Source organism: Candidatus Pantoea gossypiicola (genome assembly GCF_008632075.1).
GTDB lineage: Bacteria > Pseudomonadota > Gammaproteobacteria > Enterobacterales > Enterobacteriaceae > Pantoea > Pantoea gossypiicola.
Map to the genome: position 1 here is coordinate 227,124 of NZ_VWVM01000004.1, position 25,299 is coordinate 252,422.

Consider the following 25,299-nt stretch of genomic DNA (forward strand, 5'->3'; position numbering starts at 1 on the left):
TCCGGAACGCCTCACTGTGCGGTACACGAGGACTTAAGGGGTATTATCGCCATCGGGTGGCGGTGTCCCACTGATTTTTGGCACACACTCATGGCGAAACCACTTCAGCGTCACCGGCTGACGGCGAAGCAGACGCTTAGCCAGCGGAATGATCTGTTCCCCCACCAGCATACCGAACAGCCCCAGCAGAGCAATAATCGGCGGTGCCGGAGAGTTGACGTTAATCAGCGCATAGATTACCCCGGCAAGCAGGCCCACCGCGAGAGAAATGATGTAGGATTTCAACATGTTCAGCTTGTCCGCAACAGGTTTATTTCAGGCTGAGCGCTGAGCGGCTGAGGGAGGGACGCATGCGCTGCTGGAATAACCGCCTGCATCAGCGCCCCGCCCAGTAACATGCCCAACAGGCCCACCAGCGCAATCGCGGGCGGAGCGGGTGAACGGACGTTAAGCAGGCCATAAAACAGGCCAATCAACACCCCTGCCGACAGGGAAAGAAGTAAAGGATTCATGACCGGGCTCCTGTGATGCCTGTCTGCTGACCGGCAGCGCTTGCCGACCAGCAGAGTGACGCTTAGCGTACCGGCGCGTGAACCGGTGCCAGAGTACGGTGTTCGCTTTTCTGACGTGATGGCGCTTTATGCACCATGGTGTAAGCGTAATCCACACCAATGCCATAGGCTCCTGAATGCTCTTTAGCAATATTCATCACCGCATCGTAAGTATCACGGTTGGCCCAGTCACGCTGCCACTCCAGCATCACCTGTTGCCAGGTCACCGGCACGACACCCGCCTGAATCATGCGCTGCATTGCGTAGTCGTGCGCTTCTTTGGTCGTGCCGCCTGACGCGTCGGCCACCATATAGATTTCGTAGTCGCCTTCCAGCATCGCGCAGAGCGCAAAGCTGTTGTTACATACTTCCGTCCAGAGGCCGGACACCACCACTTTTTTCCTGCCGTTTGCCGCCAGCGCATCACGCACTTTCTGGTCATCCCAGGAGTTCATTGAGCTGCGCTCCAGAATGTCCTGTCCAGGAAAGACATCCAGCAGTTCCGGATAGGTGTGACCCGAGAAGCTTTCGGTTTCGACCGTGGTGATGATGGTCGGGATGTTGAAGACTTTTGCCGCCTTCGCCAGCGCAACGGTGTTGTTTTTCAGCACCTGGCGGTCAATCGACTGCACGCCAAAGGCCATCTGCGGCTGCTGGTCGATGAAGATAATCTGGCTGTTATGAGGCGTGAGGACTTCAAGCTTAGCGTTGGACATGCGTTCACCCATAGAGGTTAAGTAACGGAATTTCCGCCAACTGGCGCGGAGCAAAAAGACGGGCAGGACAGGTTTATTTTCCTGCTGCTGCCTTGTCTGGTCGCAGTGTAGGGCGACGTGCCACGGCAAACTATTATCTCTGCGTATAACTATACGAAGGTATAGGTATCCCTCTGTATAACTAGACGGCCCCTCAGCCCGCTCACCATAATCCGGCTTATTCGTGCCCTGCTTATTGCGGCACTTCCTGTCCCGCGCTGAGTCGGACAACCCCGTTAAGGAGGATCTATGGTTACGCTGGGTAAAGCTGCACTGATACTGACCCATGGCAAATTTCATACTGTTGACCGCAGCAATCCGGTCGCAGAAGCCGTGGCAATTCGTGATGGCAAATTTGTTGCGGTAGGTACGCTGGCAGAGGCGATGGAGTATCACTGTGACGGCACCAAAGTGATCGATCTCAAAGGCCACACCGCCGTGCCAGGCCTGAACGATTCACACCTCCATCTGATCCGCGGCGGGCTGAACTATAACCTTGAGCTGCGCTGGGAAGGTGTACCGTCGGTGGCCGATGCGCTGCGAATGCTGAAAGCACAGGCGCTGCGTACCCCGTCACCGCAGTGGGTACGTGTCGTCGGCGGCTGGACCGAGTTCCAGTTTGCCGAGCGCCGGATGCCGACGCTGGATGAGATCAACGAAGCGGCCCCTGACACACCGGTCTTCGTGCTGCACCTTTATGACCGCGCCCTGCTCAACCGCGCCGCACTGAAAGTGGTTGGCTACACCAGAGAGACGCCGAACCCGCCGGGTGGTGAAATCCAGCGCGACAGTAACGGTAATCCCACCGGCCTGTTGATCGCCCGTCCCAATGCGATGATCCTCTACGCCACCCTGGCGAAAGGCCCGAAGCTGCCGCTGGAACAGCAGATCAACTCCACTCGTCAGTTTATGCGCGAGCTGAACCGTCTGGGCCTGACCAGCGCGATTGATGCCGGCGGCGGCTTCCAGAACTATCCCGAAGATTACGAGGTGATTGCTGAGCTGCATCAGAAAAAACAGATGACGCTGCGCATCGCCTATAACCTCTTCACACAACGTCCGGGTCATGAACTGGAAGATTTTGAGAAGTGGACGGACATGCTGACGCCGGGTCAGGGCAGCGACTATTTCCGTCACAACGGCGCAGGCGAAATGCTGGTCTTCTCAGCTGCTGACTTCGAAGATTTCCTGGAGCCGCGTCCTGACCTGGCACCCGGTATGGAAGATGAACTGGAGCGCGTGGTGCGTCATCTGGTGGAGCATCGCTGGCCATTCCGTCTGCATGCGACCTATGACGAGTCGATCAGCCGGATGCTGGATGTGTTCGAGAAGGTCAACCGCGATATTCCGTTCAATGGTCTGCACTGGTTCTTTGACCACGCGGAAACGATCACCCAGCGCAATATCGATCGTATTAAAGAGCTGGGCGGTGGTATTGCGGTGCAGCATCGCATGGCGTTCCAGGGTGAATACTTTGCTGAGCGCTACGGCATTGAAGCGACCCGCCACACCCCGCCGGTACAGAAAATGCTGGAGACCGGCGTTCCGGTCGGACTTGGCACCGATGCAACCCGCGTCGCCAGCTACAACCCCTGGACTGCGCTCTACTGGCTGGTTTCCGGCCGCACCGTGGGCGGCATGCAGATGTATGACGTCAGTGCCCGCCTTGACCGTGAAACGGCGCTGATGCTCTGGACCCAGGGCAGCGCCTGGTTCTCCAGTGAACAGGGTAAAAAAGGCCAGATCAAAATCGGGCAACTGGCAGATCTTGCCGTGCTGAGCAAGGACTTCTTCAGCGTGCCGGAAGAAGAAATCAAAGACATTGAGTCAGTGCTGACCGTGGTGGATGGCAATATTGTCTATGCCGCCGGTTCGTTCAGCGCGGATGCACCGCCCGCGATTCCGGTCCTGCCTGAGTGGTCGCCAGTGGTCAACGTGCCGGGTCACTATCGTAGCGCCCCGCCGGTTGCGCAGAATCGTGCAGGCCTGATGCCCGCCGTCCACCACTGCAGCGGTCCGTGCGGGGTTCATCAGCACTCGCATGAGATCGCCCGGCGTTCCAGTGTGCCAGTCGCCGAAGATAACGCCTTCTGGGGCGCGCTCGGCTGCAGCTGCTTTGCGTTTTAATCATGAATAACGCTATGGCTCTGTCGCCCCGTATCAATGCGGGGCTGTTCTTCCTGCGCCTGACCGGCAGCCTGCTGCTGTTGCAGGTGCATGGGCTGCCGAAAATGCTGCATTTCAGCGAAGAACTGACGCGTATCGAAGATCCGTTCGGGCTGGGACCGATGATGAGCCTGCTGCCGGCAATCGCCGCGGAAGTCATCTGCCCGATTTTTATTATCATCGGCTGGGGAACCCGGATTGCCTGTCTGCCAGTCATCGCGGTGCTGCTGGTGGCGATGCTGGTGGTTCACCCTGGCTGGTCTCTGGCTGAAGGCCAGTTCGGCTGGCTGCTGCTGATTATCTTTACCACACTGGCGCTGACCGGGCCTGGTGACTGGCGAATCGGCGCGGCAAAACATCATAAGGTGCGACATGGCGCAGGTTAATGATATCCACCAGCTCGATCAGGAACCGCCTGAGACAACTTCAGGTGAGGTTTCACCGCTACAGCCGCTGCGCCAGCCGGTGTTCCGCATGCTCTGGATCGCCACCGTGGTCTCCAATATCGGATCCTGGATGAACGACGTGGGCGTGAACTGGAGCATGCTGACGCTGAGTGCCGACCCGCTGGCCGTGGCGCTGGTGCAGGCGGCCAGCAGCCTGCCGATGTTTCTGTTCGCGCTGCCCTCAGGCGTGATGGCGGATATCGTTGACCGCCGCAAATATCTGCTGTTTTCCCAGCTCTGGACCTTTATCGCCGCGGCCGGGCTGACGGTGCTGGCCTGGACCGGCAATGTGACACCTGAAGTGCTGCTGGGCGCTGCCTTTTTGCTGAGCGCAGGTGCCGCCATGAGTTCGCCGCCCTTTCAGGCGATCGTGCCGGATCTGGTGACTAAACAGGAACTTGGTCCAGCCATTGCTCTTAACTCGCTCGGCATTAATATCAGTCGCGCCATCGGTCCGGCGCTGGGCGGCCTGATCCTTTCATTCACCGGACCCTGGATGGTTTTCCTGCTCAATGCGTTGTCCGTGCTGGGCGTTGCCTGGGTGCTCTGGCGCTGGAAAGCGGAGCCGAGCGTGCAGCGCCTCCCGCCGGAGCACTTCTTCCCGGCGGTGCGTGCCGGTCTGCGCTATGTGCATGCGGCACCGGTGTTGCGTAACGTGCTGGTGAGGACCTTCGCGTTCTTTCTATTTGGCAGCGCAGGCTGGGCGTTGCTGCCACTGGTGGCGCGTCGTGAACTCGGCCTCGGACCTGGCGGCTACGGCATTATGCTGGCCTGCATCGGTGTCGGCGCGATAACCGGTGCCGTCCTGCTGCCGCATCTGCGTCGTCGCATGAGTGCCGATCGTCTGATGGTGCTCGCCAGTCTGATCTTTGCCCTGACTATGCTGGCGCTGGCCTTTGTGCGGCACTTCTGGCTGCTGAATGCGTTTGAGTTCTTCACCGGCTTTGCCTGGATCGCGGTGCTCTCGACGCTGAATCTCGGCGCACAGCGTAGCGCTGCGAAATGGGTAAAAGCGCGTGCGCTGGCGGTTTATCTGACGGTGTTCTTTGGTTCGATGACCGCAGGCAGCGCCCTCTGGGGACAGCTCGCGTCTCACTTCAGCATTCCGTTGTCACTCTGTATCGCTGCACTAGGTATGGTGCTGGCCAGCAGTACCGTCTGGCGCTGGCGGCTCGATCAGGATCCCGATCTCAATCTCGATATGATTGGTGACGGCGTCAATGCGCCTGCGCTGGATATTCGTCACGAACGCGGGCCGGTTATGGTGAATTACGAATACCGGATTACTATTGATGATGCACACGCTTTTATCCTCTGCATGCAGGATATGCGGCGGGTCAGACGCCGGGGTGGCGCCATCAACTGGTCACTGTATGAAGATATTCTGCAGCCCGGCATTTTCGTTGAAACGTTCGTGGTCGGTTCCTGGGTCGAACATCTGCGTCAGAAAGAGCGCTACACCATCAACGACAAAAAAATAGAGCGGCGGGTTTTTGCTTTTCATCAAGGCGAGAACTCACCCGAGGTTCGCTATCTGGTGGCACCAGTATAACTGGCGCACTACCAACATCTCATCCATCATGTCATACAGAGGGCAATACTATGAGCACCTTTAAAACGACCGACGGCACACAGATTTACTTCAAAGACTGGGGAACCGGTAAGCCTGTATTATTCAGCCACGGCTGGCCGCTGGATGCCGACATGTGGGACAGCCAGATGAATTTCCTGGCCGGTAACGGCTATCGGGTGATTGCGTTTGACCGTCGTGGCTTTGGTCGTTCCGATCAGCCCTGGACCGGTAACGACTACGATACCTTCGCCTCGGATATTAATGACCTGGTCACCCATCTTGACCTGCAAAACGTCACGCTGGTGGGCTTCTCCATGGGTGGCGGCGACGTTACGCGCTACATCGGCAGTTACGGCACCGATCGTGTCGCGGCGCTGGTGCTGCTCGGTGCCGTTACGCCTATCTTTGGCAAAACGGCAGACTACCCGCAAGGTGTCGATATGTCGGTGTTCGAGGGGATTCGTGATGGCCTGCTCAAAGATCGCGCGCAGTTTATCAAAGAGTTTGCCACGCCGTTCTACGGCACCAACGCCGGACAGACCGTTTCAGATGGCGTGATGACGCAGACGCTGAATATCGCACTGCTGGCCTCGCTAAAAAGTACCGTGGACTGCGTTACCGCGTTTGCGGAAACCGATTTCCGTGCCGACGTAGCGAAAGTTAATGTGCCAACGCTGGTGATTCATGGCAGCAACGACCAGATTGTGCCGTTTGAATCCACCGGTAAAGTAGCGGCGGAGATGATTGAGGGTGCTGAACTCAAGGTCTATGACAATGCGCCGCATGGTTTCGCGGTGACGCATCAGGATCAGCTGAATCAGGATCTGCTGGCGTTTCTTAACGCGCAGTGATGAAAAAAAACTGCGCGGTGAAAGCCGCGCAGTTTTCGTTCTAACGGGTTGGATGATTCACTTCATTCGGACGCAGATCGAATAACAGCACTTCCGCTCCGTCACCGTGACTGAACGACAGCGTTTTTTCATCACGCACCCGCGCGCCGTCTCCGGCATTAAACTGCAGGCCATTGACCCGGACACTGCCCCGCGCCACATGAATATAGGCGTAGCGATCGTCCGGCAGCGTGAGCGTCTGCTGCTCATCGCCCTGGAACAGTCCCGCATAGATGCGAATATCCTGACGCACCCGTAAAGCGCCGTTTTCACCCTCTGGCGAGATAATCAGTCGCAGATTACCGCGTTTATCCGCTTCGCTGACGGAGATCTGCTGGTAGCCTGGCGGCGTGTTCTTCTCAGCAGGCACCACCCAAATCTGCAGGAAATGCACGCCCTCAGTATCTGAGTGGTTGAACTCACTGTGTGTCACCCCACTGCCCGCACTCATCAGCTGCACATCGCCGGGAACAATCACCGAGCCGGTGCCCATTGAGTCTTTGTGCTCCAGCGCGCCTTCCAGCACATAAGAGATGATTTCCATATTGCTGTGCGGATGAGCGCCAAAACCACGCCCTTTAGCGACACGGTCATCATTGATTACCAGCAGATCGGAGAAGCCCGCCTGTTTTGGGTCCCAGTAGTTTGCAAAAGAGAAGGTGTGACGTGAATTCAGCCAGCCGTGATCGCCCACGCCGCGTTGCTCTGACAATCTTTGCTCAATCATATTCTGCCCCTTCGTTGATTCGGGAAGTGCGAATGCCCTTCGATGGAAACAGGATATAAGTAAACCAGATAGTCACACAATGGCGCGCATTGGCAATTACTGTCGCTTTTTAGTGGACAATAGAAGCGTCGTTTAATGGGGATAGGCTGGCGGGTTACGCTTTCAGCCGCTGCCCCGCAACACCAGCTCGCCCTGCATGATCACGCATTGTGAAGGGGCATCGGGCCGGGCAATTTTCTGCAACACCAGTTCACAGGCCCGACGACCTATCTCGTTTGAGGGCTGCGCCAGGGTGGTCAGTGGCGGCGAGACCATTTCACCCAGTTCGCTGCCGTCAAACCCTACTACGGCGATATCGTCAGGTATCCGTAACCCCGCCTGCTGAATTGCCGTCATGGCACCAGCAGCAAGCGTATCAGACACGGCAAACACCGCATCAGGAACGGTTTCGTCCGCCAGCAACTGCTCCATCGCCGCTTTTCCGGCGCTGAAGCTTAACTCACTGGCACAGGCAATCGCCTGCCAGGTCAGGTGCTGTTCTTTGAGCTGGCGGGTGTAGCCCTGCTGACGCAGACGGGCATATCGGTAGCGGAGGTCGTGATTGATTAACGCGATGCGCTGACGTCCCCGCGCCGCAAGGTACTGCACCACTGACTGCGCAGCGACATCATCGTCAATACCGACGCAGGAGATCTGGCCGGTGTCATCGTGTTCGGCGCACTGAACCCAGGGGGCCGCGCCAATAAGCTGGCTCAGCTCCGGCAGCTTGCTGAAGGCATCCATCGTAATGATGCCATCTACCATTTTGCCGGAGAGCAGTTGCAGGCTGGATCGCGAACGTTCTATCTCTGCGCCCGAGTTGCACAGCAGGATGCGATAGCCATTTTTCTCGGCGTGCGCCTCGATGCCTTTAACTACCTCGGCGCAGAACGGGTTGGAGATATCTGAAACCAGTACCAGAATCATTGAGCTGCGCGCCGTGCGAAGCTGGCGTGCCAGCATATTAGGCTGATAATGACTTTCTTCAATGGCTGCCAGGACTTTCTGGCGATTAGCTGGTTTTACGCTGTCGCTGTTATTCAGCACCCGGGAAACCGTGGCAACTGAAACACCCGCCATCCGGGCGATTTTCTGAACAGACATAAAGATCCCTCTGGTTTAATTCGTGTAAAGCTGACTCACCGCCCATCCGCTGAATCCAGACCGCACCTCAGACATCGCGATCCAGCCCGAGCTGGTGGCGTATCGATGGGGCGTTCTCTGCTAAAGCAAAATCATCAAACGCGCGGTCAGCCACGGGAATAATATTGCGACGGATAAACGCTGCCCCTTCACGTGCCCCGGTTTCGCCCTCTTTCAGGCAGCACTCCCACTCCAGTACCGCCCAGCCGTCATAGTCATACTGTGCCAGCTTACTGAAGATACGATTGAAGTCTATCTGGCCATCACCCGGCGAGCGAAAGCGTCCGGCACGTGCCAGCCAGGGCTGATACCCGCCATAGACGCCGCTGCGTCCGTTAAGCTGGTATTCAGCATCCTTAACGTGAAAGGCTTTGATACGCGGATGGTAGAGGTCGATGAACTGCAGATAGTCGATGTGTTGCAGCAGCAGATGGCTGGGGTCAAACAGAATATTGCAACGCGGATGGTGATTCACCTCCGCCAGAAAACGCTCAAACGTGACACCGTCATGCAGGTCTTCGCCGGGATGAATCTCATAGCAGAGGTCAACGCCGTGCTGGTCAAACACATCCAGTACCGGCAGCCAGCGCCGGGCAAGCTCGGTAAATGCCTCGTCGAACAGCGCTTCATGGTGCGGCGGCCAGGGATAGAACCAGGGCCAGGCGAGCGAGCCGGAAAAAGTCGCGTGTGCGCGCAGACCGAGTTTTTCCGAGGCCGCCGCCGCCCGCTTCAGGGTCGCGATCGCCCACCCGGTGCGCCGGGCGGGATCGCCCCGCAGTGTTGCTGGCGCAAAATTATCAAATGCGCGGTCGTATGCCGGGTTCACCGCCACCAGCTGCCCTTCAAGATGCGTAGACAGCTCGCTGATCTCCAGCCCAAAACCGGCCAGCATGCCCCGGACATCATCGCAATAGGTCTGGCTGACCGCTGCCTGTTCAAGGTCGAAAATAGCGGGCTGGTGACAGGGGATCTGCAGCGCCCGGTATCCCAACCCGGCGGCCCACTCCGCCAGACCCGCCAGCGAATTAAATGGCGGCTGCGAGGTGATAAACTGCGACAGGAAAATGCCTGGGCCTTTAACTCTTTTCATCAGTAGCTCCTGTTAAGCGCTACCGCCTAATCACGGTATTTAAACGAGAAGAAGAAGATAATCGCGATCAGCGCGGCGGCAATGGCGGGGATCCACCAGAACATCGCCCAGCTCTGCGCGCTGGCGTGACCTGCAACCAAATGATTGTAAAGCGCGCCGGAGATTTGCGACCCCAGCAGCATACCAATGCCGTAGGTGAACATGACCACCATGCTCTGCGCCTGCCCTTTCACCTTTTCACCGGCAATCCGATCGGTGTAGATGAAGCCCACCACAAAGAAGAAGTCATAGCAGATGCCATGTAGCAGAATGCCGAGGTAGATCAGCGTGCGCGTCTCATCACTCATGCCCAGCGCAAACAGGGCATAGCGGACAAACCACGCCGTCATTCCAATCAGCAGCATGTACTTCACACCCAGGCGACGAAACAGCAGTGGGATGATCAGCATGAAGGCGATTTCAGACATCTGGCCCAGCGACATCAGCGTGCTGACTTCGCGGATACCGGCATCGGCCAGCCAGGAGGCGGTAAAGGCGTAGTAGGTGCCAAGCGGAATGGAGATCAGGGTGGCACACAGCGCAAAAACCATGAAATGACGCAGGCGCAGCAAGGCGAAGGCATCAGCGCAGAAGAGATCGCGGACTTTTAACGGCATACCTTTAGCCGGTGCCGGTGTGTGGGGCAGCGTCAGGCTATAAATGGCCAGCAGGGCCGAACAGAGTGCCGCCAGCTGGAACACCGCCACGCTGTCTGCAATGCCGGTCACGCCGATAAAGATGCCCGCGACGATCCAGCCGATGGTGCCGAAGACCCTGACAACAGGGAAACTCTTCTCACTGCTGGCAAGGCTGTGAAAGGCAATGTTATTCGAGAGTGCCAGCGTCGGCATAAAGCAGAGCGTGTAGCCAAATAACAATGCGATCAGCAACGCGCCATTCTCTGCAATCAGTGCCTGCGGTACGAACCAGAGAATTGCTGCGCCCGCCAGATTCATCACGGCCATCACTTTCTGCGAGGGAAAGAAGCGATCCACAAGCATACCGAGCACAAACGGCGAAAGTATCGACGCGATAGGCCCGGCTGAAAACGCATCTCCAATCAGCAACGGCATATTGTGACGGGTCATCACCAGCCCCAGCGTTACCGACCAGCTGCCCCAGATAAAGAATTGCATAAACATCATCAGAGAAAGGCGCGGCACCAGCAGCCTGTGCTGCATCCGCTGACCTGCACTCACCTGCACCGTTGCAATCATGAGAACCTCACGAATAAGTAATCGATTACTTTCTGCCGGATTTAAAAGTAATCGATTACAACCGTATATTCTTTCGCCGCGATCACAAATTTGTAACAGTACGTTATCATCCTTTCGTTATTCAGCATTCTGATGTGACATCAGCTCAGGTCGTGATATCCGCTACCCGCGCTTTACGAAAACGGTAGCGCTCATAAAGCACTGAATAGAGGCCGCCGCACACCACCAGAACCGCACCGATGACCGTGGTGGTAGTTGGCAGGTTACCCAGTAACAGATATCCCACCGCGACAGACCAGATCAGCGTGGTGTAATCGAACGGTGCCAGCAGGGAGGCTTCGGCGTAACGCAGGCTCAGGGTCATCAGAATCTGCGTGATTCCGCCCAACAGCCCGCAGCCTATCAGTAGCGCCACCTGATTACCGTGCGGCACTTTCCAGCCCCCCGGTAGCGTGACGAGCGACGTTAACGCTGTGGTGACGGCAAACCAGAAGGCAATGGCACCCGGCTTCTCTTTGCCGTTAAGAAACCGAATCTGGACCAGCGCGCAGGCGGTACAAAAAGCAGCCATCAGCGCCAGCAGAATGCCCGCCGACGCGGAGAGCGAGAATGCTGCCGACTGCGTCAGCGAAAGATGCCCGGAGAACATCACCAGAATGCCGCTGAAACCGGTAAAGACCGCCACCCAGCGATGGTGCCGCACTTTTTCATGCAGCAGCAGCGCCGCCAGCAGCACGGTAAACAGCGGCGCTGCATAGTTAATCGCGGTGGCGTCGGTCAGGGAAATGTAGAGCAGCGACAGATAGCTGAAATAGAGACCGCCAGTTCCGGCCAGCCCGCGCACAAAATGCCCGCGAATATTACGGGTGCGGATGCCCTCCCGCACGCTGCCCTGAACGCGCAGCCAGATGAGCAGCGGGACCAGTGCCAGCACAGAGCGGAAAAAGATCACTTCGCCGACCGGGATTGCGCCATCCAGTCCTTTTACACAGGCCAGCATCAGCGTGGAGCTTAACGCAGCTGTGATCTTCATCGCTATACCAGCGGACGCGTTCATTCAGTTTAAGCTCTCAGTGGGGAAAATAAGCAGTAAAATCAGCAGACTCAGACAACATACTGGCATAATGCTGTGCAGCAATCTGCCGTGATTGGGCCACAGACGGCATATTATCTTTTTTTGCCGCAGCCTCACGGCATAAAGAGGCATGTGGCTCTGTACCCATGCTGGTAGACTCTGCGTTCTGCCCTGTTTTACGGGCCGCTTCTCATAAGGAATGGGAGTTACTGATGTCCACGCTGCGCTTACTGTTATCTGAATCTAATGATCCCTGGTTTAATCTGGCGGTCGAAGAGTGCATTTTCCGGCAGATGCCCGCCACCCAGCGGGTGCTGTTCCTGTGGCGGAATGCGGAAACGGTGGTCATTGGACGGGCGCAGAATCCGTGGAAAGAGTGTAACACCCGCCGCATGGCGGAAGACGGTATCCGTCTGGCGCGTCGCAGCAGCGGCGGTGGCGCAGTGTTTCACGACCTCGGCAACTGCTGTTTTACCTTTATGGCGGGCAAGCCGGAGTACGATAAAAGCGTTTCAACTGCCATTATCCTGCGCGCACTGAACGCGCTGGGTGTGCCGACGGAGGCGTCCGGTCGTAACGATTTAGTGATGAACACCGCTGACGGACCGCGCAAAATCTCCGGATCTGCCTATCGTGAAACACCCGATCGCGGTTTTCATCACGGCACTATTTTGATGGATGCCGATCTTTCCCGGCTGGCAGATTACCTTAATCCTGATGTGAAGAAACTGCAGGCCAAAGGGATTACGTCAGTGCGCGCCAGGGTTGCCAATCTGACGGAGTTAACGCCGGGTATCAGCTATCAGGCGAACTGCTCCGCGGTGACGGACGCATTTTTTGAACATTTCGGCGAGCAGTGTGAGCCGGAGAGGATCTCTCCCGATGCCCTGCCCGACCTGCCTGGATTCACTGAGCAGTTCGCAAAGCAGAGTAGCTGGGCGTGGAATTTCGGTCAGGCACCTGACTTCTCGCATCTGCTGGACCAGCGATTTGTCTGGGGCGGTGTGGAGATTCACTTCGATGTCGAACGCGGCGTGATCAGCCGCTGTCAGATTTTTAGCGACAGCCTCAATCCCGCGCCGCTCGAAGCGCTGGCCCAGCGGATGCAGAACGTCACTTACCGGCCCGATGCACTGGAGGAAGTTCTGAATCAGCTGATAGCCGATTTCCCGGCACAACAGGCGGAGCTGACAGAATTGCAGCAATGGCTGATCGCAAGCGTGAGGTGAACAGGCTCAATCTGATGCTGGCCCGCGCGAAACGCTGTCGCGTGCAAAAACATCGTGAAAGTTTCAGCCAGACATAAACGCAAAAAACCCGCACAAGGCGGGTTTTTATTATCAATTCAGGCTTATCTGCTCAGGCTATTGCCGTCATCGCGATTGTAAGCGTCATTGATAACAGAGGCTTACATAGGAACTACGTTTGCCGCTGAAGGACCTTTAGCGCCGTTTTCAATCGTGAATTCGACCTGCTGGCCTTCGTCCAGGGTTTTATAATCGTTGCTCTGGATTGCAGAGAAATGTACGAATACATCTTTGCTGCCATCCTGAGGAGAGATAAAACCGAAGCCTTTACCCGCGTCAAACCATTTTACTAAACCAGTCATTTTATCAGACATTGATATTTCCTTAATTTATGAGCCACAAGTGGCGAAGATGGCCTGTCTTCCAGAAGGTTACTTACCAGGATTTTAGGAGGAGACTCACGAAGAAGGGGTATCTTGAGATATCGCTTGCACTGAGGACTGCTTTACTAAAACTGCTTTGATAAGGTCTGTGTTCCAAACCGAGGTCGCCATTAAGCCATCCATTAACGACTTTAGCAAACATTATTTTAATTTAATTTTAACATCCAGACGTCCGGAGCGCCCTGATTGATTTTTGAAGCCTTTTCAATTTTCAGGGCTGTCGGATGGATAATGATTTCTGAATGGTCAGATTAATTAAAAACGAAGTGATTAGCGTTTCAGAAAAATAATACGGCAGGTCCGGGCAAATGTTGCGCAGCGGCCATGTCTGCCGCTGCGCCCTGCACTATTTGGTCAGGCTGGCTGAACCTGCTGACGGGCAGCATGGCGCGCCGTCATCACAAACACCATCAAACCGGCCACACCCAGCGCCACGCCGACCCAGGCCGTGGAGATCCAGCCATAGCCCAGCGATACCGTCAGGCCACCGAGATAAGCGCCCATCGCGTTGGCGATATTCAGCGCCGAATGGTTCATTGCAGCCGCCAGCGTTTGTGAATCATTGGCGACATCCATCAGGCGAATCTGTAACGACGGCAGCAGCACCGCGCAGGTGCCAATCAGGAAGGTCGCCAGCAGTCCGGTGGCCACATGCTGAACCAGTACCGGGAAGGCCAGCATCACCAGCACGTTCCATAACAGCGTCCAGCCAATAATGTTGAGCACCGAACCCTCAGCCAGACGGCCACCGACCAGGTTACCGATGATCATTCCCAGTCCAAACGCCACCATCGCCCATGGGATCAGCGAAGGAGAGATGCCAGCAATATTAATCAGCGTCGGGGCGATATAGCTGAAGATCGCGAACATGCCGCCAAAGCCGACCGCGCCCACCAGCAGGGTCAGCAGCACCTGCGGGTTTTTCAGCGCACCCAGTTCGCGCAGCGGATGTGCATCCGCATCGCCTGGCGTGTAAGGCACATAGCGACCAATCAGCAGGCAGGTCAGGAGACCAATCGCGCCCACAAAGGTGAACACCACGTGCCAGCTGAATAGCTGCCCAATCCATGAGCCCAGCGGCACGCCAATCAGCGTCGCGACCGTCAGTCCCAGCATCAGGGACGCCAGCGCACGACCGCGCCGTTCAAGCGGCACCAGTGAAGCCGCCACCAGCGATGCCACGCCAAAGTAAGCCCCGTGCGGCAGGCCGGTCAGAAAGCGCGCCACCAGCAGGCCGTGATAGCTGTCGGCCATCGCACTGGCGACATTGCCGATGCTGAACAGCGCCATCAGGATCAGCAGTAGCGATTTACGCGCCATCCGGGCCGCCAGAACGGCAATAAACGGTGCGCCCACCACCACACCCAGCGCGTAACTGGCGATGGCGTTACCCGCCTGCGGTTCGGTGATCGCCAGAGAGCGTGAAACATCAGGCAGCAGGCCCATCATGATGAACTCACCGGTTCCGATACCAAAGCCGCCCAGCCCAGAGCGAGTAATGCCCAGCGGACAAAACCGGCATCGTCGGTTTTATGATTTTTTCTTAACAAAATGGATTCCCAATGGCCTGAACTGAAAAGCTGACGTGAGCCGGCGGGAGAAAGCATAACGTGTTCCCGTCCGGATGAAGCGGTTTGACTATAGAAAGTCATGCCGCGCTAAGCAACCCATTTTGTGATCTGACGCACAGTTAAGTCTGCGCCAGCGGCACGCTTGCACTGTGCAGTTCTGGAGCGAATCGTTATGTGCCCGCTCACAATGCGGAAAGGCCATGCAGGCTTAAGTCGGTTATGTCTGCTTAACTGACCGGTTAACGCGTCTTTATTTAACAGGTTACTGAACAGGAATCAGCAGATATCGCGTGACCAGATGTTATGGCGCTTTCTATGCCAGTCAGCACGGTCTGAGCTGCGTGGCACTGAGAATCGGAGCGTTTGAAGCAAAACTGGATAATTGCCTGCACACAGCGCGGGATTATAGCGCCTGGCTGAGTCCGGATGATGCTGTCCGATTGATGACCGGGGCAGTCGAGGCAGAGAACATCACCTTCTTTATTGGCTACGGCATTTCCGATAACCGTTTCAAGCGCTTCGATCTGACGCAGACGCGCGAGGTGCTGGGCTACACGCCCTCGGATAACGCGTTCAGAACCTTTACACCGGGTGAACTGGATTATTAACCCAGCTCTCGCGGTCATTGCGGTGCCGGGTTTTGGCGCTTGATCTCAACAACCGCCGGGCAGTCCGGCGGTTGCTTCAGCTCTGTGCCTGAGATCGGCAAAATCAGTGCATGCCGGTATTTACCCGACGGCCAATGTCTTTGAGCTGGGAATATTTCTCCAGCAGCTGAGGAGCATCATCCAGGCTCATGGCAAACATCCACATATAGGTCATTACCGAATAGATATGACCCGCATCGGTGCCGCCACGGCCCGACATGACTGCGATGGTGACTGCGAACAACAGTGCCGCCACGCTACCGATGGCCAGATAACCGCACGCTTCCCGATCCGAGAGGCGGATCCGCAGACTGGCCAGCACGCCATAGTGCCGGCCCAGTGACGCGGCGTTCGCGTTGCTGACAAAGCTTACTTCTCTCTCCAGCCGGTTGTTAAGACGGCCAAACAGCGCATCGTTCTTGCGGGTAAACCCCGGCAGGAAACAGGCGAAGAACAGCAGGATCCCCAGACAGGCTGCGCCGGTCCAGAACTCGATAGCCAGCAGCATTACTGACGCACCGGTCATTGATGCCAGCGAAGTAATCAGCACAGGCAGATGCTTCTCGAAAAAGTCGACAAACTCGCGAGACAGCGCCACCCGCGCAGCAATCGTCGACGCGCTCTGTTTTTCGCTGCGCTGTGCCACAATCACCGGCACGGCCAGCTCAGCATAGATGCGGGCAAAGGTACGGGTATCGACACTGCGCCGCGCTGCACCGATGGCCCACATGGTAAAGACCATCGCCGCATAGAGCACCGCATGCCAGGTCCTGCCGGAGAGTATGGCGTTGATAGCGAAGCCCGCCAGCAGCGGATAAAGCAGGTACATGACGTTTTCCGCCACTACCAGCAGCAGCGTGAGGAATAGCTTGCGGCTATGGCGGCGGCCAAGCATTTTTAATGTCAGAATAGCGCTGCGGGGAGCCGCAACGGGCAGGATCGTTTTTGAGGAAGACATAGTTTCTGTTTCTGATAGAGTCACTCTTGAGCGGTTGCTCAAGTACGAAAAACAGTCTATTTGAGCGGTTGCTCAAAGTCAACGTGGCAGTGATAGAGAGAATAATGAAAGAGTCGGCCGAGGTACTGAGAACCAAAATCCTGGATGCAGCGATAGTGCTGTTTGTTGAGAAAGGGATCGAAAAAGTGACCACCCGTGAACTCACCGAGTCGGTAGGTATTTCACGCAGTCATATTTACCACTACTTCAGCAACTGGCAGACACTCTGCCTGGCGGCGCTGGAACGCTTTATGCGGGTTGATTTTGAAAATTTTGCCGACACACTGGCCTTGCTCACACCGCGTCAGCGGCTGAATACCCTGTTTGAAAGCCATCTGCCGAGTGCACCGGATGCTACCTGGCAGCTCTATGCCTCTTTCTGGCAGATGGCTGCGCACAATGACGCATATGCTGCACTGGCTGAAGAGATGACTGAAGTGTGGCAGGCACTGATGGAGGGGATTATCCGTGACGGCGTCACCGACGGCACACTACGGTGTGATGATGTTCCCCGCACCGCCAGGCAAATTAGCGCTATGCTGAACGGTTATGCGGATTTACTGACGATAAATCCTTCAGAATCTAAAGCTCGCGAAGCTATGGCAGACCTCAACCAGTTTGTTGAATTTGCCCTGGGGCCATGCCGTTAATCCCGGTTAATACGGTTTACCTTTCGCCATACATTAATTAAATGTTAAAGAAAGGTTTATTATTTTAATTAGCGTGCAGTTTTAAGCGGCTATAAATGCGAGTTCGTCAGTTAAGCTGACTTATGCTTTTTACGTCTGAAAAGCTCCCTTTTTGATAGCGTTTTTTGCCGGAAACAGCTGTTTACACAGATTATTATCATTGACTTAGCGCCTGGTGAAACGGGTAAGCTGGTGTTTTTACGCCATTTATTAGAAAGTCGTTAACGTAGCGGCAATAATGCATGCGGTCATAAACCCACCAACTGATTGATTCCTATAACAAAGAATCCGTTATCTTCCGATAAAATTAATCATTGAGTCGGACCTGAAAAACACCTATATTGGCCGCGCTTTACACATAGCCACCCATTTTAATTCATTTATTCAACTGTGACGCTACGCCCGTCCCGGTTGTAGGAGAGATATGATGACGGATAAAGTCCGTATTGATAGTTTGAATGCACAGAACTTAAACGCAACCAACGAAACCTATTTAGCCCGTCAGGCTGAATTTGAATCAAACGTTCGAAGTTATCCTCGCAAATTGCCGTTCGCGATTGCGAAAGCTCAGGGTGTCTGGATCACCGACGTCGAGAATAATCAGTATCTCGACTGTCTTGCCGGTGCCGGAACGCTGGCGTTGGGTCATAACCATCCAGACGTTCTGCAGAGCATTCAACATGTCATTACCAGCGGCTTGCCGTTACATACTCTCGATTTAACTACGCCGTTAAAGGATGAGTTCTCTGAGTACCTGCTCTCGTTATTACCGGGTCAGGGCAAAGAGTACTGCCTGCAGTTTACCGGCCCGTCCGGCGCAGATGCCGTTGAAGCGGCGCTGAAACTGGCGAAAAAGCACACCGGTCGTTCCGGTATCATCAGCTTCTCAGGTGCCTATCACGGTATGACCCACGGCGCGCTGTCAGTCACCGGCAACCTGTCACCGAAAGAAGCCGTAGACGGCATGATGCCGGAAGTGCAGTTCATGCCTTATCCGCATCTTTATCGCTGCCCGCTGGGCATTGGCGGTGAAGCAGGCGTGAAAGCGCTGACCTACTACTTCGAAAACCTGATTAATGACGTTGAAAGCGGCGTTCGCAAACCTGCGGCGGTGATTCTGGAAGCGGTTCAGGGTGAAGGCGGGGTTAACCCGGCACCGGCTGAGTGGCTGCAGCGCATCCGCAAAGTGACCAAAGAGCACGGCATTCTGCTGATCATCGACGAAGTCCAGGCGGGTATTGCCCGTACCGGTAAATTCTTCGCCTTTGAGCACGCGGGTATTGAGCCAGACGTCATCGTGATGTCTAAAGCGGTCGGCGGCGGTCTGCCACTGGCGGTACTGGGCATTAAGAAAGAGTTCGACGCCTGGTCTCCTGGTCACCACACCGGCACCTTCCGTGGCAACCAGCTGGCAATGGCGACCGGCCTGACCACGCTGAAGCTGCTGAAAGACAATAACATCGCTGACAAAGTCGCGGCACAGGGCGAATGGCTGAAAGGCAAACTGGGCGAGCTGCAGCAGCGTTACCCGGTTATTGGCAACGTGCGTGGTCTGGGTCTGATGATCGGCATTGAGCTGGTAAAACCCGATGAGCCTGCTGACCATATGGGCAGCTTCCCGGCCGACGGCGAACTGTCTGCACTGGTACAGAAAAAATGTTTTGAGAACGGCCTGATTCTGGAGCGTGGCGGACGTCACGGCAGCGTTTTACGTCTGCTGCCTTCCCTGCTGATCACAGATGCAGAACTGGACGTGTTCCTGGATAAATTTGAAAACGCCCTGCTGTCCGCTGGCGTGAAAGCAGTTTAAGTGGAGTGAATGCAATGTCCCGGTTAAACCCGATTCTGGCGGCCTCAGCACAGAGTACCGAGGCCTACCAGCAGGCGATTGCCCAGAGTAGCGCGGCCGTCGTTAAGTGGCTGGAACAACCTGAGATGTATCAGGGAAAAACCGTCGCAGAGCTGCGCGAGCGCATCACGCTGGACTTCAATCCTCAGGGCCTGGGTAACCAGGCCGCGATTGAACGCGCCATTGAGTATTTCCTCAAAGACAGCCTGTCGGTGCATCATCCGCAGTGTGTGGCGCACCTGCACTGTCCAAGCCTGGTCATCAGCCAGGCGGCGGAAGTGCTGATCAACGCCACCAACCAGAGCATGGATTCATGGGACCAGGCACCGTCTGCCACCCTGATTGAGATGAAGCTGATTGAGTGGCTGCGCACCCAGGTGGGTTATCAGCCTGGCGATGCGGGCGTCTTCACCAGCGGCGGTACCCAGAGTAACCTGATGGGTCTGATGCTGGCGCGTGACGCCTGGTTTGCGCGTCAGGGTCATTCTGTTCAGCAGGATGGTTTAACCGGCGATCTGAAGAAGATTAAAGTCTTCTGCTCAGAGAACGCGCACTTCTCCGTACAGAAGAATATGGCTCTGCTAGGTCTGGGCTATCAGTCCGTTACACAGGTCAAATGTGATCGGTTTGCCCGCATGGACATGGATGACCTGCGTCAGAAACTGGCCGCATCCAAAGCTAACGGCGAAAACATTCTGGCGATCGTTGCCACGGCAGGAACGACCGATGCCGGTGCAATCGATCCGCTGCGTGAAATCGCGGCGCTGGCGGCGGAAGAGAACATCTGGGTGCACGTCGATGCGGCCTGGGGCGGCGCGCTGCTGCTGTCAGAGAAGTATCGTGACTATCTGGATGGCATTGAGCTGGTCGACTCCATTACGCTGGACTTCCACAAGCAGTTCTTCCAGACCATCAGCTGTGGTGCCTTCCTGCTGAAGGAAGCGCGTCACTATGAGCTGATGCGCTACCAGGCGGCCTACCTGAACTCGGAGTTTGATGAAGCACAGGGCGTGCCGAATCTGGTCTCCAAATCGCTGCAGACGACCCGTCGTTTTGATGCACTGAAACTGTGGATGGGGCTGGAAGCGCTGGGTCAGAAGCAGTACGCCGAAATTATCGATCACGGTGTGACACTGGCACAGCAGGTAGCACAGTATGTTGAAGAGCAGTCTGCTCTGGAGCTGGTGATGAAACCGCAGCTGGCCAGCGTGCTGTTCCGCTATCGTCCGGCGCATCTGGCGCACCTCAGCAGCGCGGATATCGCCCTGCTGAACCAGCGCATCGGAGATGCCCTGCTGGAGTCAGGCCGCGCTAACGTCGGCGTGACCGAGCACGATGGCGTTACCTGTCTGAAGATGACCCTGCTGAACCCAACGGTAACGCTGGAAGATATTAAGGTGTTGCTGACGCTGGTGGAAAAAACGGCACAGCAGCTGGTGTAATTCATCACATCGTTTCACACCACAGAGGCGCCTTCGGGCGCCTTTTTTTCTGCCGCTCTTTTTGCTTTCAGTATCATGATGACCTGTTCATCCCTGACCCTCCGATCCGTTACCTGGCCTCTTCATCACTGGTCTTGCACTGACCGATCCATTCGGTGCAAAAATCGAGATATGTCAGAGTCATGGCGTGGATGTCTGGCATGATGCTCTATCCGAGTCACGCGTCGATGCGCTGGGTCGCATGCAGGATCACATTCAAAACACGAAGCGGCTGAAATGCTTATTGATGAGCAGGTTGATGAGGGTTTTAATTAATGCGCTTCCCGATCCCGGAATAGTCAGCCGTAAAAACAGCACCGTATTAGAATCATTTATAGAAAATTGCCTGCACCGGGATCAGCTCGTCACCGCCAGCCAGCCAGCCAGCCAGATTCTGGTCTCCTGCTTGTTGCTTTTAGCAATGCCATCACGGCGTACCCCTGTATGTTCAATTTTAACGGATCAAACGCGCGCGCAAGAGAAACCGGCGGATTTAATGAACCTGTTTATCCCGCGTTTAATATTGAACCCGCATAACATTTTTATTTCATGTGATATTGAGAAACCGCATCGCGATCAAAAAATAACGTTTATCTTTCAGCCATAATTGACCAATATTCAAATTAACTCTTTGATTAACTCCAAATATCGGCTATTCGCCTGGGTTAGTTCATTCAACAGGAGTAATGACTTATGCTGCTGCGTAAATTAATTATCATTATTATGGGCCTGGTTATGGCGGCTGTGATTATTATTGCCGATAACCATGCTGATAAAGTCCGCTCGCGCGATCAGGTTTTCAGTTTATCGTCATCGCAGGATCGCTAATCTGTTCTGAATAACCAACGCCTGCACCCTTGCGGGCGGTAACGCTAACAGGCTGCCGGATGCACAGGCAGCCTGTCGGATTACTCTCTGCCGCTCTATTCCCCATCCAGAACTTAGCGCGACGGCGGCTCATCCAGCAGCCGCAGATGATCATTTTTATTCAGCGTCATCAACGCAACAATACTGACCAGCGCAGTCACCATCACATACCAGGCGGGAATATCAGGGTTACCGGTCTCTTTAATCAGGCTGGTAATAATCAATCCGGCGCAGCCGGAAAAGACCGCGTTGGAGAGCGAATAGGCCAGGCCCAGCCCGGTGTAACGCACGCGTGTCGGAAACATCTCAGCCAGCATTGCGGGCCCCGGCCCCGCCAGCAACCCGACCACGCCACCAGCAATAAAGACTACCAGCGCCTTCAGCAGCAGTCCGGAACTCTCTGCCTGCAAAACGTTGAGCAGCGGCAGAGAGAGCACCAGCAGCAACACCGCTGCTGAGACCATCACGGCGCGGCGGCCAATCCTGTCGCTCAGCATTCCGGCCGGGATGATGGTGGCGGCAAAACCGAGGTTCGATATCACGGCAATCAGCAGAGCCTGGTTAAAGCCGGTGTGCAGTGATGCCTGCAGATAAGTCGGCATAATCACCAGCCAGGTGTAACCTGCCGCCGACCACACCATCAGCCGGCAGATACCGAGCAGAATCGTTTTCAGCGTATCACCCAGGCTGGCGTTCACTTTTGCCTAGGGCTGTGCCTGCTGCTGAACAAATGCGGGCGTCTCTTCCATCTGCACCCGCAGCCAGAGTGCCAGCGCCCCCAGCGGCAGTGCGATAAAGAATGGGATGCGCCAGCCCCAGCTCAGCATCTGCTCTGGCGTCAGCAGCACTGAGAGCAACGCCACTATGCCCGCGCCTGCCAGTAATCCCAGCGCCACGGTAAAGGATTGCCACGCGCCATACAGGCCGCGCTTTCCGCGTGGTGCAAACTCGGTCATCAGCGACACCGCCCCACCATACTCGCCTCCTGCGAACAGGCCCTGCAGGATACGCAGGCCGGTAACGAGCAGCGGTGCCAGGATACCCAGTTGAGCATAGGTCGGAACCAGACCGATGGCGGCTGTCGCCAGCGTCATCATAATCAATACAAAAATCAGCGTGGGTTTTCGCCCGATGCGATCCCCCATCCGGCCAAAAACAATCGCACCCAATGGACGGAAGAAAAAAGCGATGGCAAACGACGCGTAGGTCAGCAGCAGCCCGGTCAGCGCGGAGTCGCCTTCCAGCCGGAAAAAGTTCTGCGCAATCACGGTGGCAAGAAAGCCATAGACCGCAAACTCATACCATTCAATGAAATTACCGACCGAACCGGCAAGCAGAGCACGTTTTCGGCTGGCGGAGGAGAGCAGATTATCAGCAGGGACAGGCATAACAGGCGATCCTTTTTAAAGCCTCATCAGCCGCTTATGATTACCACAATCGCTGCTCATCTGCGCAAACTTCTGCCCGTCGCGTTACTTCAGGCACATAAATCTGCGGTTGCACACCCCCACACGCTCTTTTTCACCTTCAGTTCTTGCACAACCGCTTTGCGAGCGTCAGGATGTGCGGCATTAAATGAATCAGGCGGATAGATGATGAACGCACACACCTCAAAAGATCCTCTGCATGGCGTCACGCTGGAGATGCAGATAAACAGTCTGGTCGCACAGTATGGCTGGGCAGAGATGGCAAAACGGATCAACATTAACTGCTTTAAAAGCGATCCCAGCCTTAAATCGAGCCTGAAGTTTTTACGCCGTACGCCCTGGGCGCGCGGGGAAGTGGAAGCGCTCTATCTGGCCTCGTTAAACGCGCAACCGGCAGCACGTGACGAACCGGCTGAAGAAACCGAACAGGCACCCGCTGAAGATCCCTGGAGCAAGTGGCGCGTTAACACGCCGGAGTAACACTGACAACGAAGCAATAAAAAACCCGCACAGGCTAACCTGGGCGGTTTTTTTTACATCAGGCTGCTGTTACAGCGCCATGTCGTGTTTCGCTGAAGGCGCAGCCTGCTGCGGCTGTGCTGCCGGCGCGTCTGCGGTTTTGCCTTCCATGTTGATCACGGGCGGCGTGGTCAGCTGCAGGGTCGCTGCGGTCTCATTCCAGACCTGCTGCAGCAACGGCACGTTGTCATTCAGTTTCTGACCGTAGCCTGGGATCATTTTGTGGATCTTCGCCTGCCATTCCGGTGATTTGAACTCTTCCGGGAACAGTTTCTGCATAACGCTCAGAGAGATTGGCGCTGCGGTTGATGCACCAGGAGAAGCACCCAGCAGAGCCGCCACGGTTTTCTGCTGATCGGTCACAATTTCTGTTCCCAGCTTCAGCACGCCACCTTTGTCAGCATCTTTCTTGATAATCTGTACACGCTGACCGGCCTGAATCAGTTTCCAGTCCTCTTTCTTCGCGTCCGGGTAGTACTCTTTCAGCGACTCGAAGCGATCTTCATCACTCAGCATCACCTGTCCGATCAGGTATTTCACCAGGTCGAAGTTATCCATACCCACATCGGTCATTGGCACGATGTTATGGGTAGTGGTGGTGCTCAGCAAATCAAACAGCGAGCCGTTTTTCAGGAACTTGGTTGAGAAGGTCGCAAACGGTCCAAACAGCACGACGCGTTTGCCATCCAGATAACGGGTATCCAGATGCGGAACGGACATCGGCGGTGCACCGGTTGACGCCTGGCCATAAACTTTTGCCAGATGACGATCGGCAATGGCACTGTTTTCGGTAACCAGGAATGAACCACCGACCGGGAAGCCTGCATAGTTATCTGCTTCCGGGATGCCGGTCTTCTGCAGTAATTTCAGCGCACCGCCGCCTGCACCGATGAAGACATATTTCGCGTCAACCGCACGTTCACTGCCGTTTTTGGCATCTTTAATCGTGACGTGCCAGGAGTTGTCGCCGTTACGTTTGAAATCGGTAACTTCAGAGGAGGTTTCCAGACGGAAGTTGTCATTCTTCTTCAGGCTGCCGATCAGCTGACGGGTAATTTCACCGTAGTTAACGTCGGTACCCACTGGTGTCCAGGTGGCAGCCACTTTCTGCTGTGGATCACGACCTTCCATCACCAGCGGTGCCCACTGCGCGATCTGTTTGTGATCGGTAGAGAACTTCATGCCCTGGAACAGCGCCGTTTTCTGCAGTGCCGCATAGCGCTTGGTCAGGAAGTCGACGTTGTCGCCCCAGACAAAACTCATGTGTGGCGTTGAGTTGATGAAAGAGCGCGGGTCGTGCAGTACGCCCTCTTTAATCTGAGCGCTCCAGAACTGGCGAGACACCATAAACGCTTCATTGATTTCCAGCGCTTTGGACACGTCAATCGAACCATCTTTACGCTCAGGCGTATAGTTCAGCTCCATGTTGGCAGAGTGACCGGTACCGGCGTTATTCCAGCCGTTAGAGGATTCCAGCGCCACGCCATCCAGCTTCTCGACCATGATCTGTTTCCAGCCAGGCTGCAGCTCTTCCAGCATGGTGCCCATGGAGGCACTCATAATGCCGCCGCCAATCAACAGGACATCGGTTTTCTCTGGTGAGGTCTCAGCGTGGAGGGCTGAAGAAACTAACAAGGCCGCGAGGGAAAGAGTGGGAATAACTTTCTTTGAATTCATCATTTTAATCTACAGCTCGGACGGTACTGGTTAAAAAAAGTCCTTAAAGTTTAAAATAATGTTATTTGTGAGTTAATGTGAAAATAGTTATAAAATTAAAAATAGCAATTTAGCCTTAATTTAATTACAAAAGGCTTACTGAATTGCTCACATATTTTAACCACACATTAAGGG

The 25,299-nt window shown here is 55.5% G+C and carries 24 protein-coding genes and 1 pseudogene; 11 read left to right on the forward strand and 14 right to left on the reverse strand.

What is annotated here, in order from left to right:
- Positions 1–33: 33 nt before the first annotated feature.
- The 3 genes from F3I20_RS07360 to F3I20_RS07370 form a co-directional block, all read right to left on the reverse strand.
- Positions 34–288 carry a XapX domain-containing protein gene (locus tag F3I20_RS07360; protein WP_150037337.1) on the reverse strand — a complete coding sequence of 85 codons (255 nt, stop codon included), beginning with the start codon at positions 286–288 and terminating at the stop codon, positions 34–36.
- Positions 289–290: 2 nt separating this feature from the next.
- The gene (locus F3I20_RS07365) at positions 291–512 is read right to left on the reverse strand and encodes a DUF1427 family protein (RefSeq protein WP_150037336.1); all 222 of its coding nucleotides are present in this window, start codon (positions 510–512) and stop codon (positions 291–293) included.
- A gap of 62 nt (positions 513–574) precedes the next feature.
- Entirely contained in the window at positions 575–1,267 is a 693-nt protein-coding gene (locus F3I20_RS07370) for a hydrolase (RefSeq protein WP_013196231.1), read from the reverse strand.
- A 288-nt stretch (positions 1,268–1,555) separates the two neighbouring features.
- Here F3I20_RS07370 and F3I20_RS07375 point away from each other — a divergent pair, with 288 nt between their 5' ends.
- Genes F3I20_RS07375 through F3I20_RS07390 form a run of 4 tightly spaced genes read left to right on the forward strand, consistent with a single transcriptional unit; the run spans position 1,556 to position 6,342 of the window.
- Positions 1,556–3,433 carry an amidohydrolase gene (locus F3I20_RS07375; protein WP_150037335.1) on the forward strand — a complete coding sequence of 626 codons (1,878 nt, stop codon included), beginning with the start codon at positions 1,556–1,558 and terminating at the stop codon, positions 3,431–3,433.
- 2 nt (positions 3,434–3,435) lie between these two features.
- A complete protein-coding gene (locus F3I20_RS07380) occupies positions 3,436–3,858 on the forward strand; it encodes a DoxX family protein (protein WP_150011465.1) in 423 nt (140 codons plus the stop codon).
- Positions 3,845–5,470 carry an MFS transporter gene (locus F3I20_RS07385; protein WP_150037334.1) on the forward strand — a complete coding sequence of 542 codons (1,626 nt, stop codon included), beginning with the start codon at positions 3,845–3,847 and terminating at the stop codon, positions 5,468–5,470. The genes F3I20_RS07380 and F3I20_RS07385 overlap by 14 nt, the downstream gene beginning before the upstream one ends.
- A gap of 50 nt (positions 5,471–5,520) precedes the next feature.
- A complete protein-coding gene (locus F3I20_RS07390) occupies positions 5,521–6,342 on the forward strand; it encodes an alpha/beta fold hydrolase (RefSeq protein ID WP_150037333.1) in 822 nt (273 codons plus the stop codon).
- A 40-nt stretch (positions 6,343–6,382) separates the two neighbouring features.
- On the opposite strand, the gene F3I20_RS07395 is transcribed toward F3I20_RS07390, so the two are convergent.
- From F3I20_RS07395 to F3I20_RS07415, 5 genes are all read right to left on the reverse strand, one after another.
- Positions 6,383–7,108 (reverse strand): pirin family protein, encoded by a 726-nt coding sequence (locus tag F3I20_RS07395; protein WP_150037332.1) that lies wholly within the window; start codon positions 7,106–7,108, stop codon positions 6,383–6,385.
- 162 nt (positions 7,109–7,270) lie between these two features.
- Positions 7,271–8,251 (reverse strand): LacI family DNA-binding transcriptional regulator, encoded by a 981-nt coding sequence (locus F3I20_RS07400; protein ID WP_150011457.1) that lies wholly within the window; start codon positions 8,249–8,251, stop codon positions 7,271–7,273.
- A 67-nt stretch (positions 8,252–8,318) separates the two neighbouring features.
- Positions 8,319–9,380: a sugar phosphate isomerase/epimerase family protein gene (locus tag F3I20_RS07405; RefSeq protein ID WP_150037331.1), complete on the reverse strand. Its 1,062-nt coding sequence runs from the start codon at positions 9,378–9,380 to the stop codon at positions 8,319–8,321.
- Between the two features lie 26 nt (positions 9,381–9,406).
- Positions 9,407–10,636, reverse strand: a complete 1,230-nt coding sequence (locus F3I20_RS07410) for an MFS transporter (protein ID WP_150037330.1) — start codon at positions 10,634–10,636, stop codon at positions 9,407–9,409.
- Positions 10,637–10,781: 145 nt separating this feature from the next.
- Positions 10,782–11,693 (reverse strand): DMT family transporter, encoded by a 912-nt coding sequence (locus tag F3I20_RS07415; protein WP_150037329.1) that lies wholly within the window; start codon positions 11,691–11,693, stop codon positions 10,782–10,784.
- Positions 11,694–11,923: 230 nt separating this feature from the next.
- Here F3I20_RS07415 and lplA point away from each other — a divergent pair, with 230 nt between their 5' ends.
- Positions 11,924–12,940: a lipoate--protein ligase gene (gene lplA, locus F3I20_RS07420; RefSeq protein ID WP_150037328.1), complete on the forward strand. Its 1,017-nt coding sequence runs from the start codon at positions 11,924–11,926 to the stop codon at positions 12,938–12,940.
- A gap of 179 nt (positions 12,941–13,119) precedes the next feature.
- On the opposite strand, the gene cspE is transcribed toward lplA, so the two are convergent.
- From cspE to F3I20_RS24135, 3 genes are all read right to left on the reverse strand, one after another.
- Positions 13,120–13,332 carry a transcription antiterminator/RNA stability regulator CspE gene (gene cspE, locus F3I20_RS07425; protein ID WP_150011447.1) on the reverse strand — a complete coding sequence of 71 codons (213 nt, stop codon included), beginning with the start codon at positions 13,330–13,332 and terminating at the stop codon, positions 13,120–13,122.
- 423 nt (positions 13,333–13,755) lie between these two features.
- Positions 13,756–14,850, reverse strand: coding sequence for an MFS transporter (locus F3I20_RS07430; RefSeq protein ID WP_255471542.1), 1,095 nt, complete (start codon positions 14,848–14,850; stop codon positions 13,756–13,758).
- Positions 14,847–15,008 carry a hypothetical protein gene (locus tag F3I20_RS24135; protein ID WP_223813088.1) on the reverse strand — a complete coding sequence of 54 codons (162 nt, stop codon included), beginning with the start codon at positions 15,006–15,008 and terminating at the stop codon, positions 14,847–14,849. Before F3I20_RS24135 ends, F3I20_RS07430 begins: the two co-directional genes overlap by 4 nt.
- A gap of 254 nt (positions 15,009–15,262) precedes the next feature.
- Here F3I20_RS24135 and F3I20_RS07435 point away from each other — a divergent pair, with 254 nt between their 5' ends.
- Entirely contained in the window at positions 15,263–15,580 is a 318-nt protein-coding gene (locus tag F3I20_RS07435) for a hypothetical protein (RefSeq protein ID WP_223811717.1), read from the forward strand.
- 103 nt (positions 15,581–15,683) lie between these two features.
- Here the strand turns inward: F3I20_RS07435 and F3I20_RS07440 are convergent, their stop codons facing one another.
- Positions 15,684–16,577, reverse strand: a complete 894-nt coding sequence (locus tag F3I20_RS07440; protein WP_150011443.1) for an ABC transporter six-transmembrane domain-containing protein — start codon at positions 16,575–16,577, stop codon at positions 15,684–15,686.
- 104 nt (positions 16,578–16,681) lie between these two features.
- Here F3I20_RS07440 and F3I20_RS07445 point away from each other — a divergent pair, with 104 nt between their 5' ends.
- From F3I20_RS07445 to F3I20_RS07460, 4 genes are all read left to right on the forward strand, one after another.
- Complete coding sequence (locus tag F3I20_RS07445) at positions 16,682–17,266, forward strand: TetR/AcrR family transcriptional regulator (RefSeq protein ID WP_150037327.1); 585 nt, start codon at positions 16,682–16,684, stop codon at positions 17,264–17,266.
- A 463-nt stretch (positions 17,267–17,729) separates the two neighbouring features.
- Positions 17,730–19,115, forward strand: coding sequence for a diaminobutyrate--2-oxoglutarate transaminase (locus F3I20_RS07450; protein ID WP_150011439.1), 1,386 nt, complete (start codon positions 17,730–17,732; stop codon positions 19,113–19,115).
- Positions 19,116–19,129: 14 nt separating this feature from the next.
- Positions 19,130–20,596, forward strand: a complete 1,467-nt coding sequence (locus F3I20_RS07455) for a pyridoxal phosphate-dependent decarboxylase family protein (RefSeq protein WP_150011437.1) — start codon at positions 19,130–19,132, stop codon at positions 20,594–20,596.
- 187 nt (positions 20,597–20,783) lie between these two features.
- Positions 20,784–21,242, forward strand: coding sequence for a hypothetical protein (locus F3I20_RS07460; RefSeq protein WP_150053486.1), 459 nt, complete (start codon positions 20,784–20,786; stop codon positions 21,240–21,242).
- 334 nt (positions 21,243–21,576) lie between these two features.
- On the opposite strand, the pseudogene F3I20_RS07465 reads toward F3I20_RS07460, so the two are convergent.
- Positions 21,577–22,890, reverse strand: a pseudogene (locus tag F3I20_RS07465) (MFS transporter).
- Between the two features lie 207 nt (positions 22,891–23,097).
- Here F3I20_RS07465 and F3I20_RS07470 point away from each other — a divergent pair.
- Positions 23,098–23,409: a VF530 family protein gene (locus F3I20_RS07470; protein ID WP_150037457.1), complete on the forward strand. Its 312-nt coding sequence runs from the start codon at positions 23,098–23,100 to the stop codon at positions 23,407–23,409.
- Between the two features lie 69 nt (positions 23,410–23,478).
- Here the strand turns inward: F3I20_RS07470 and mqo are convergent, their stop codons facing one another.
- Positions 23,479–25,128, reverse strand: a complete 1,650-nt coding sequence (gene mqo / locus F3I20_RS07475; RefSeq protein ID WP_150011431.1) for a malate dehydrogenase (quinone) — start codon at positions 25,126–25,128, stop codon at positions 23,479–23,481.
- Between the last annotated feature and the right edge of the window lie 171 nt (positions 25,129–25,299).

Excerpts from the sequence above, each read along its gene's own strand:
- F3I20_RS07360 (WP_150037337.1), bottom strand. The coding sequence starts at position 288 with ATGTTGAAATCCTACATCATTTCTCTCGCGGTGGGCCTGCTTGCCGGG.
- F3I20_RS07365 (WP_150037336.1), bottom strand. The coding sequence starts at position 512 with ATGAATCCTTTACTTCTTTCCCTGTCGGCAGGGGTGTTGATTGGCCTG.
- F3I20_RS07370 (WP_013196231.1), bottom strand. The coding sequence starts at position 1,267 with ATGTCCAACGCTAAGCTTGAAGTCCTCACGCCTCATAACAGCCAGATT.
- F3I20_RS07375 (WP_150037335.1), top strand. The coding sequence starts at position 1,556 with ATGGTTACGCTGGGTAAAGCTGCACTGATACTGACCCATGGCAAATTT.
- F3I20_RS07380 (WP_150011465.1), top strand. The coding sequence starts at position 3,436 with ATGAATAACGCTATGGCTCTGTCGCCCCGTATCAATGCGGGGCTGTTC.
- F3I20_RS07385 (WP_150037334.1), top strand. The coding sequence starts at position 3,845 with ATGGCGCAGGTTAATGATATCCACCAGCTCGATCAGGAACCGCCTGAG.
- F3I20_RS07390 (WP_150037333.1), top strand. The coding sequence starts at position 5,521 with ATGAGCACCTTTAAAACGACCGACGGCACACAGATTTACTTCAAAGAC.
- F3I20_RS07395 (WP_150037332.1), bottom strand. The coding sequence starts at position 7,108 with ATGATTGAGCAAAGATTGTCAGAGCAACGCGGCGTGGGCGATCACGGC.
- F3I20_RS07400 (WP_150011457.1), bottom strand. The coding sequence starts at position 8,251 with ATGTCTGTTCAGAAAATCGCCCGGATGGCGGGTGTTTCAGTTGCCACG.
- F3I20_RS07405 (WP_150037331.1), bottom strand. The coding sequence starts at position 9,380 with ATGAAAAGAGTTAAAGGCCCAGGCATTTTCCTGTCGCAGTTTATCACC.
- F3I20_RS07410 (WP_150037330.1), bottom strand. The coding sequence starts at position 10,636 with ATGATTGCAACGGTGCAGGTGAGTGCAGGTCAGCGGATGCAGCACAGG.
- F3I20_RS07415 (WP_150037329.1), bottom strand. The coding sequence starts at position 11,693 with ATGAACGCGTCCGCTGGTATAGCGATGAAGATCACAGCTGCGTTAAGC.
- lplA (WP_150037328.1), top strand. The coding sequence starts at position 11,924 with ATGTCCACGCTGCGCTTACTGTTATCTGAATCTAATGATCCCTGGTTT.
- cspE (WP_150011447.1), bottom strand. The coding sequence starts at position 13,332 with ATGTCTGATAAAATGACTGGTTTAGTAAAATGGTTTGACGCGGGTAAA.
- F3I20_RS07430 (WP_255471542.1), bottom strand. The coding sequence starts at position 14,850 with ATGATGGGCCTGCTGCCTGATGTTTCACGCTCTCTGGCGATCACCGAA.
- F3I20_RS24135 (WP_223813088.1), bottom strand. The coding sequence starts at position 15,008 with ATGCTTTCTCCCGCCGGCTCACGTCAGCTTTTCAGTTCAGGCCATTGG.
- F3I20_RS07440 (WP_150011443.1), bottom strand. The coding sequence starts at position 16,577 with ATGTCTTCCTCAAAAACGATCCTGCCCGTTGCGGCTCCCCGCAGCGCT.
- F3I20_RS07445 (WP_150037327.1), top strand. The coding sequence starts at position 16,682 with ATGAAAGAGTCGGCCGAGGTACTGAGAACCAAAATCCTGGATGCAGCG.
- F3I20_RS07450 (WP_150011439.1), top strand. The coding sequence starts at position 17,730 with ATGATGACGGATAAAGTCCGTATTGATAGTTTGAATGCACAGAACTTA.
- F3I20_RS07455 (WP_150011437.1), top strand. The coding sequence starts at position 19,130 with ATGTCCCGGTTAAACCCGATTCTGGCGGCCTCAGCACAGAGTACCGAG.
- F3I20_RS07470 (WP_150037457.1), top strand. The coding sequence starts at position 23,098 with ATGAACGCACACACCTCAAAAGATCCTCTGCATGGCGTCACGCTGGAG.
- mqo (WP_150011431.1), bottom strand. The coding sequence starts at position 25,128 with ATGATGAATTCAAAGAAAGTTATTCCCACTCTTTCCCTCGCGGCCTTG.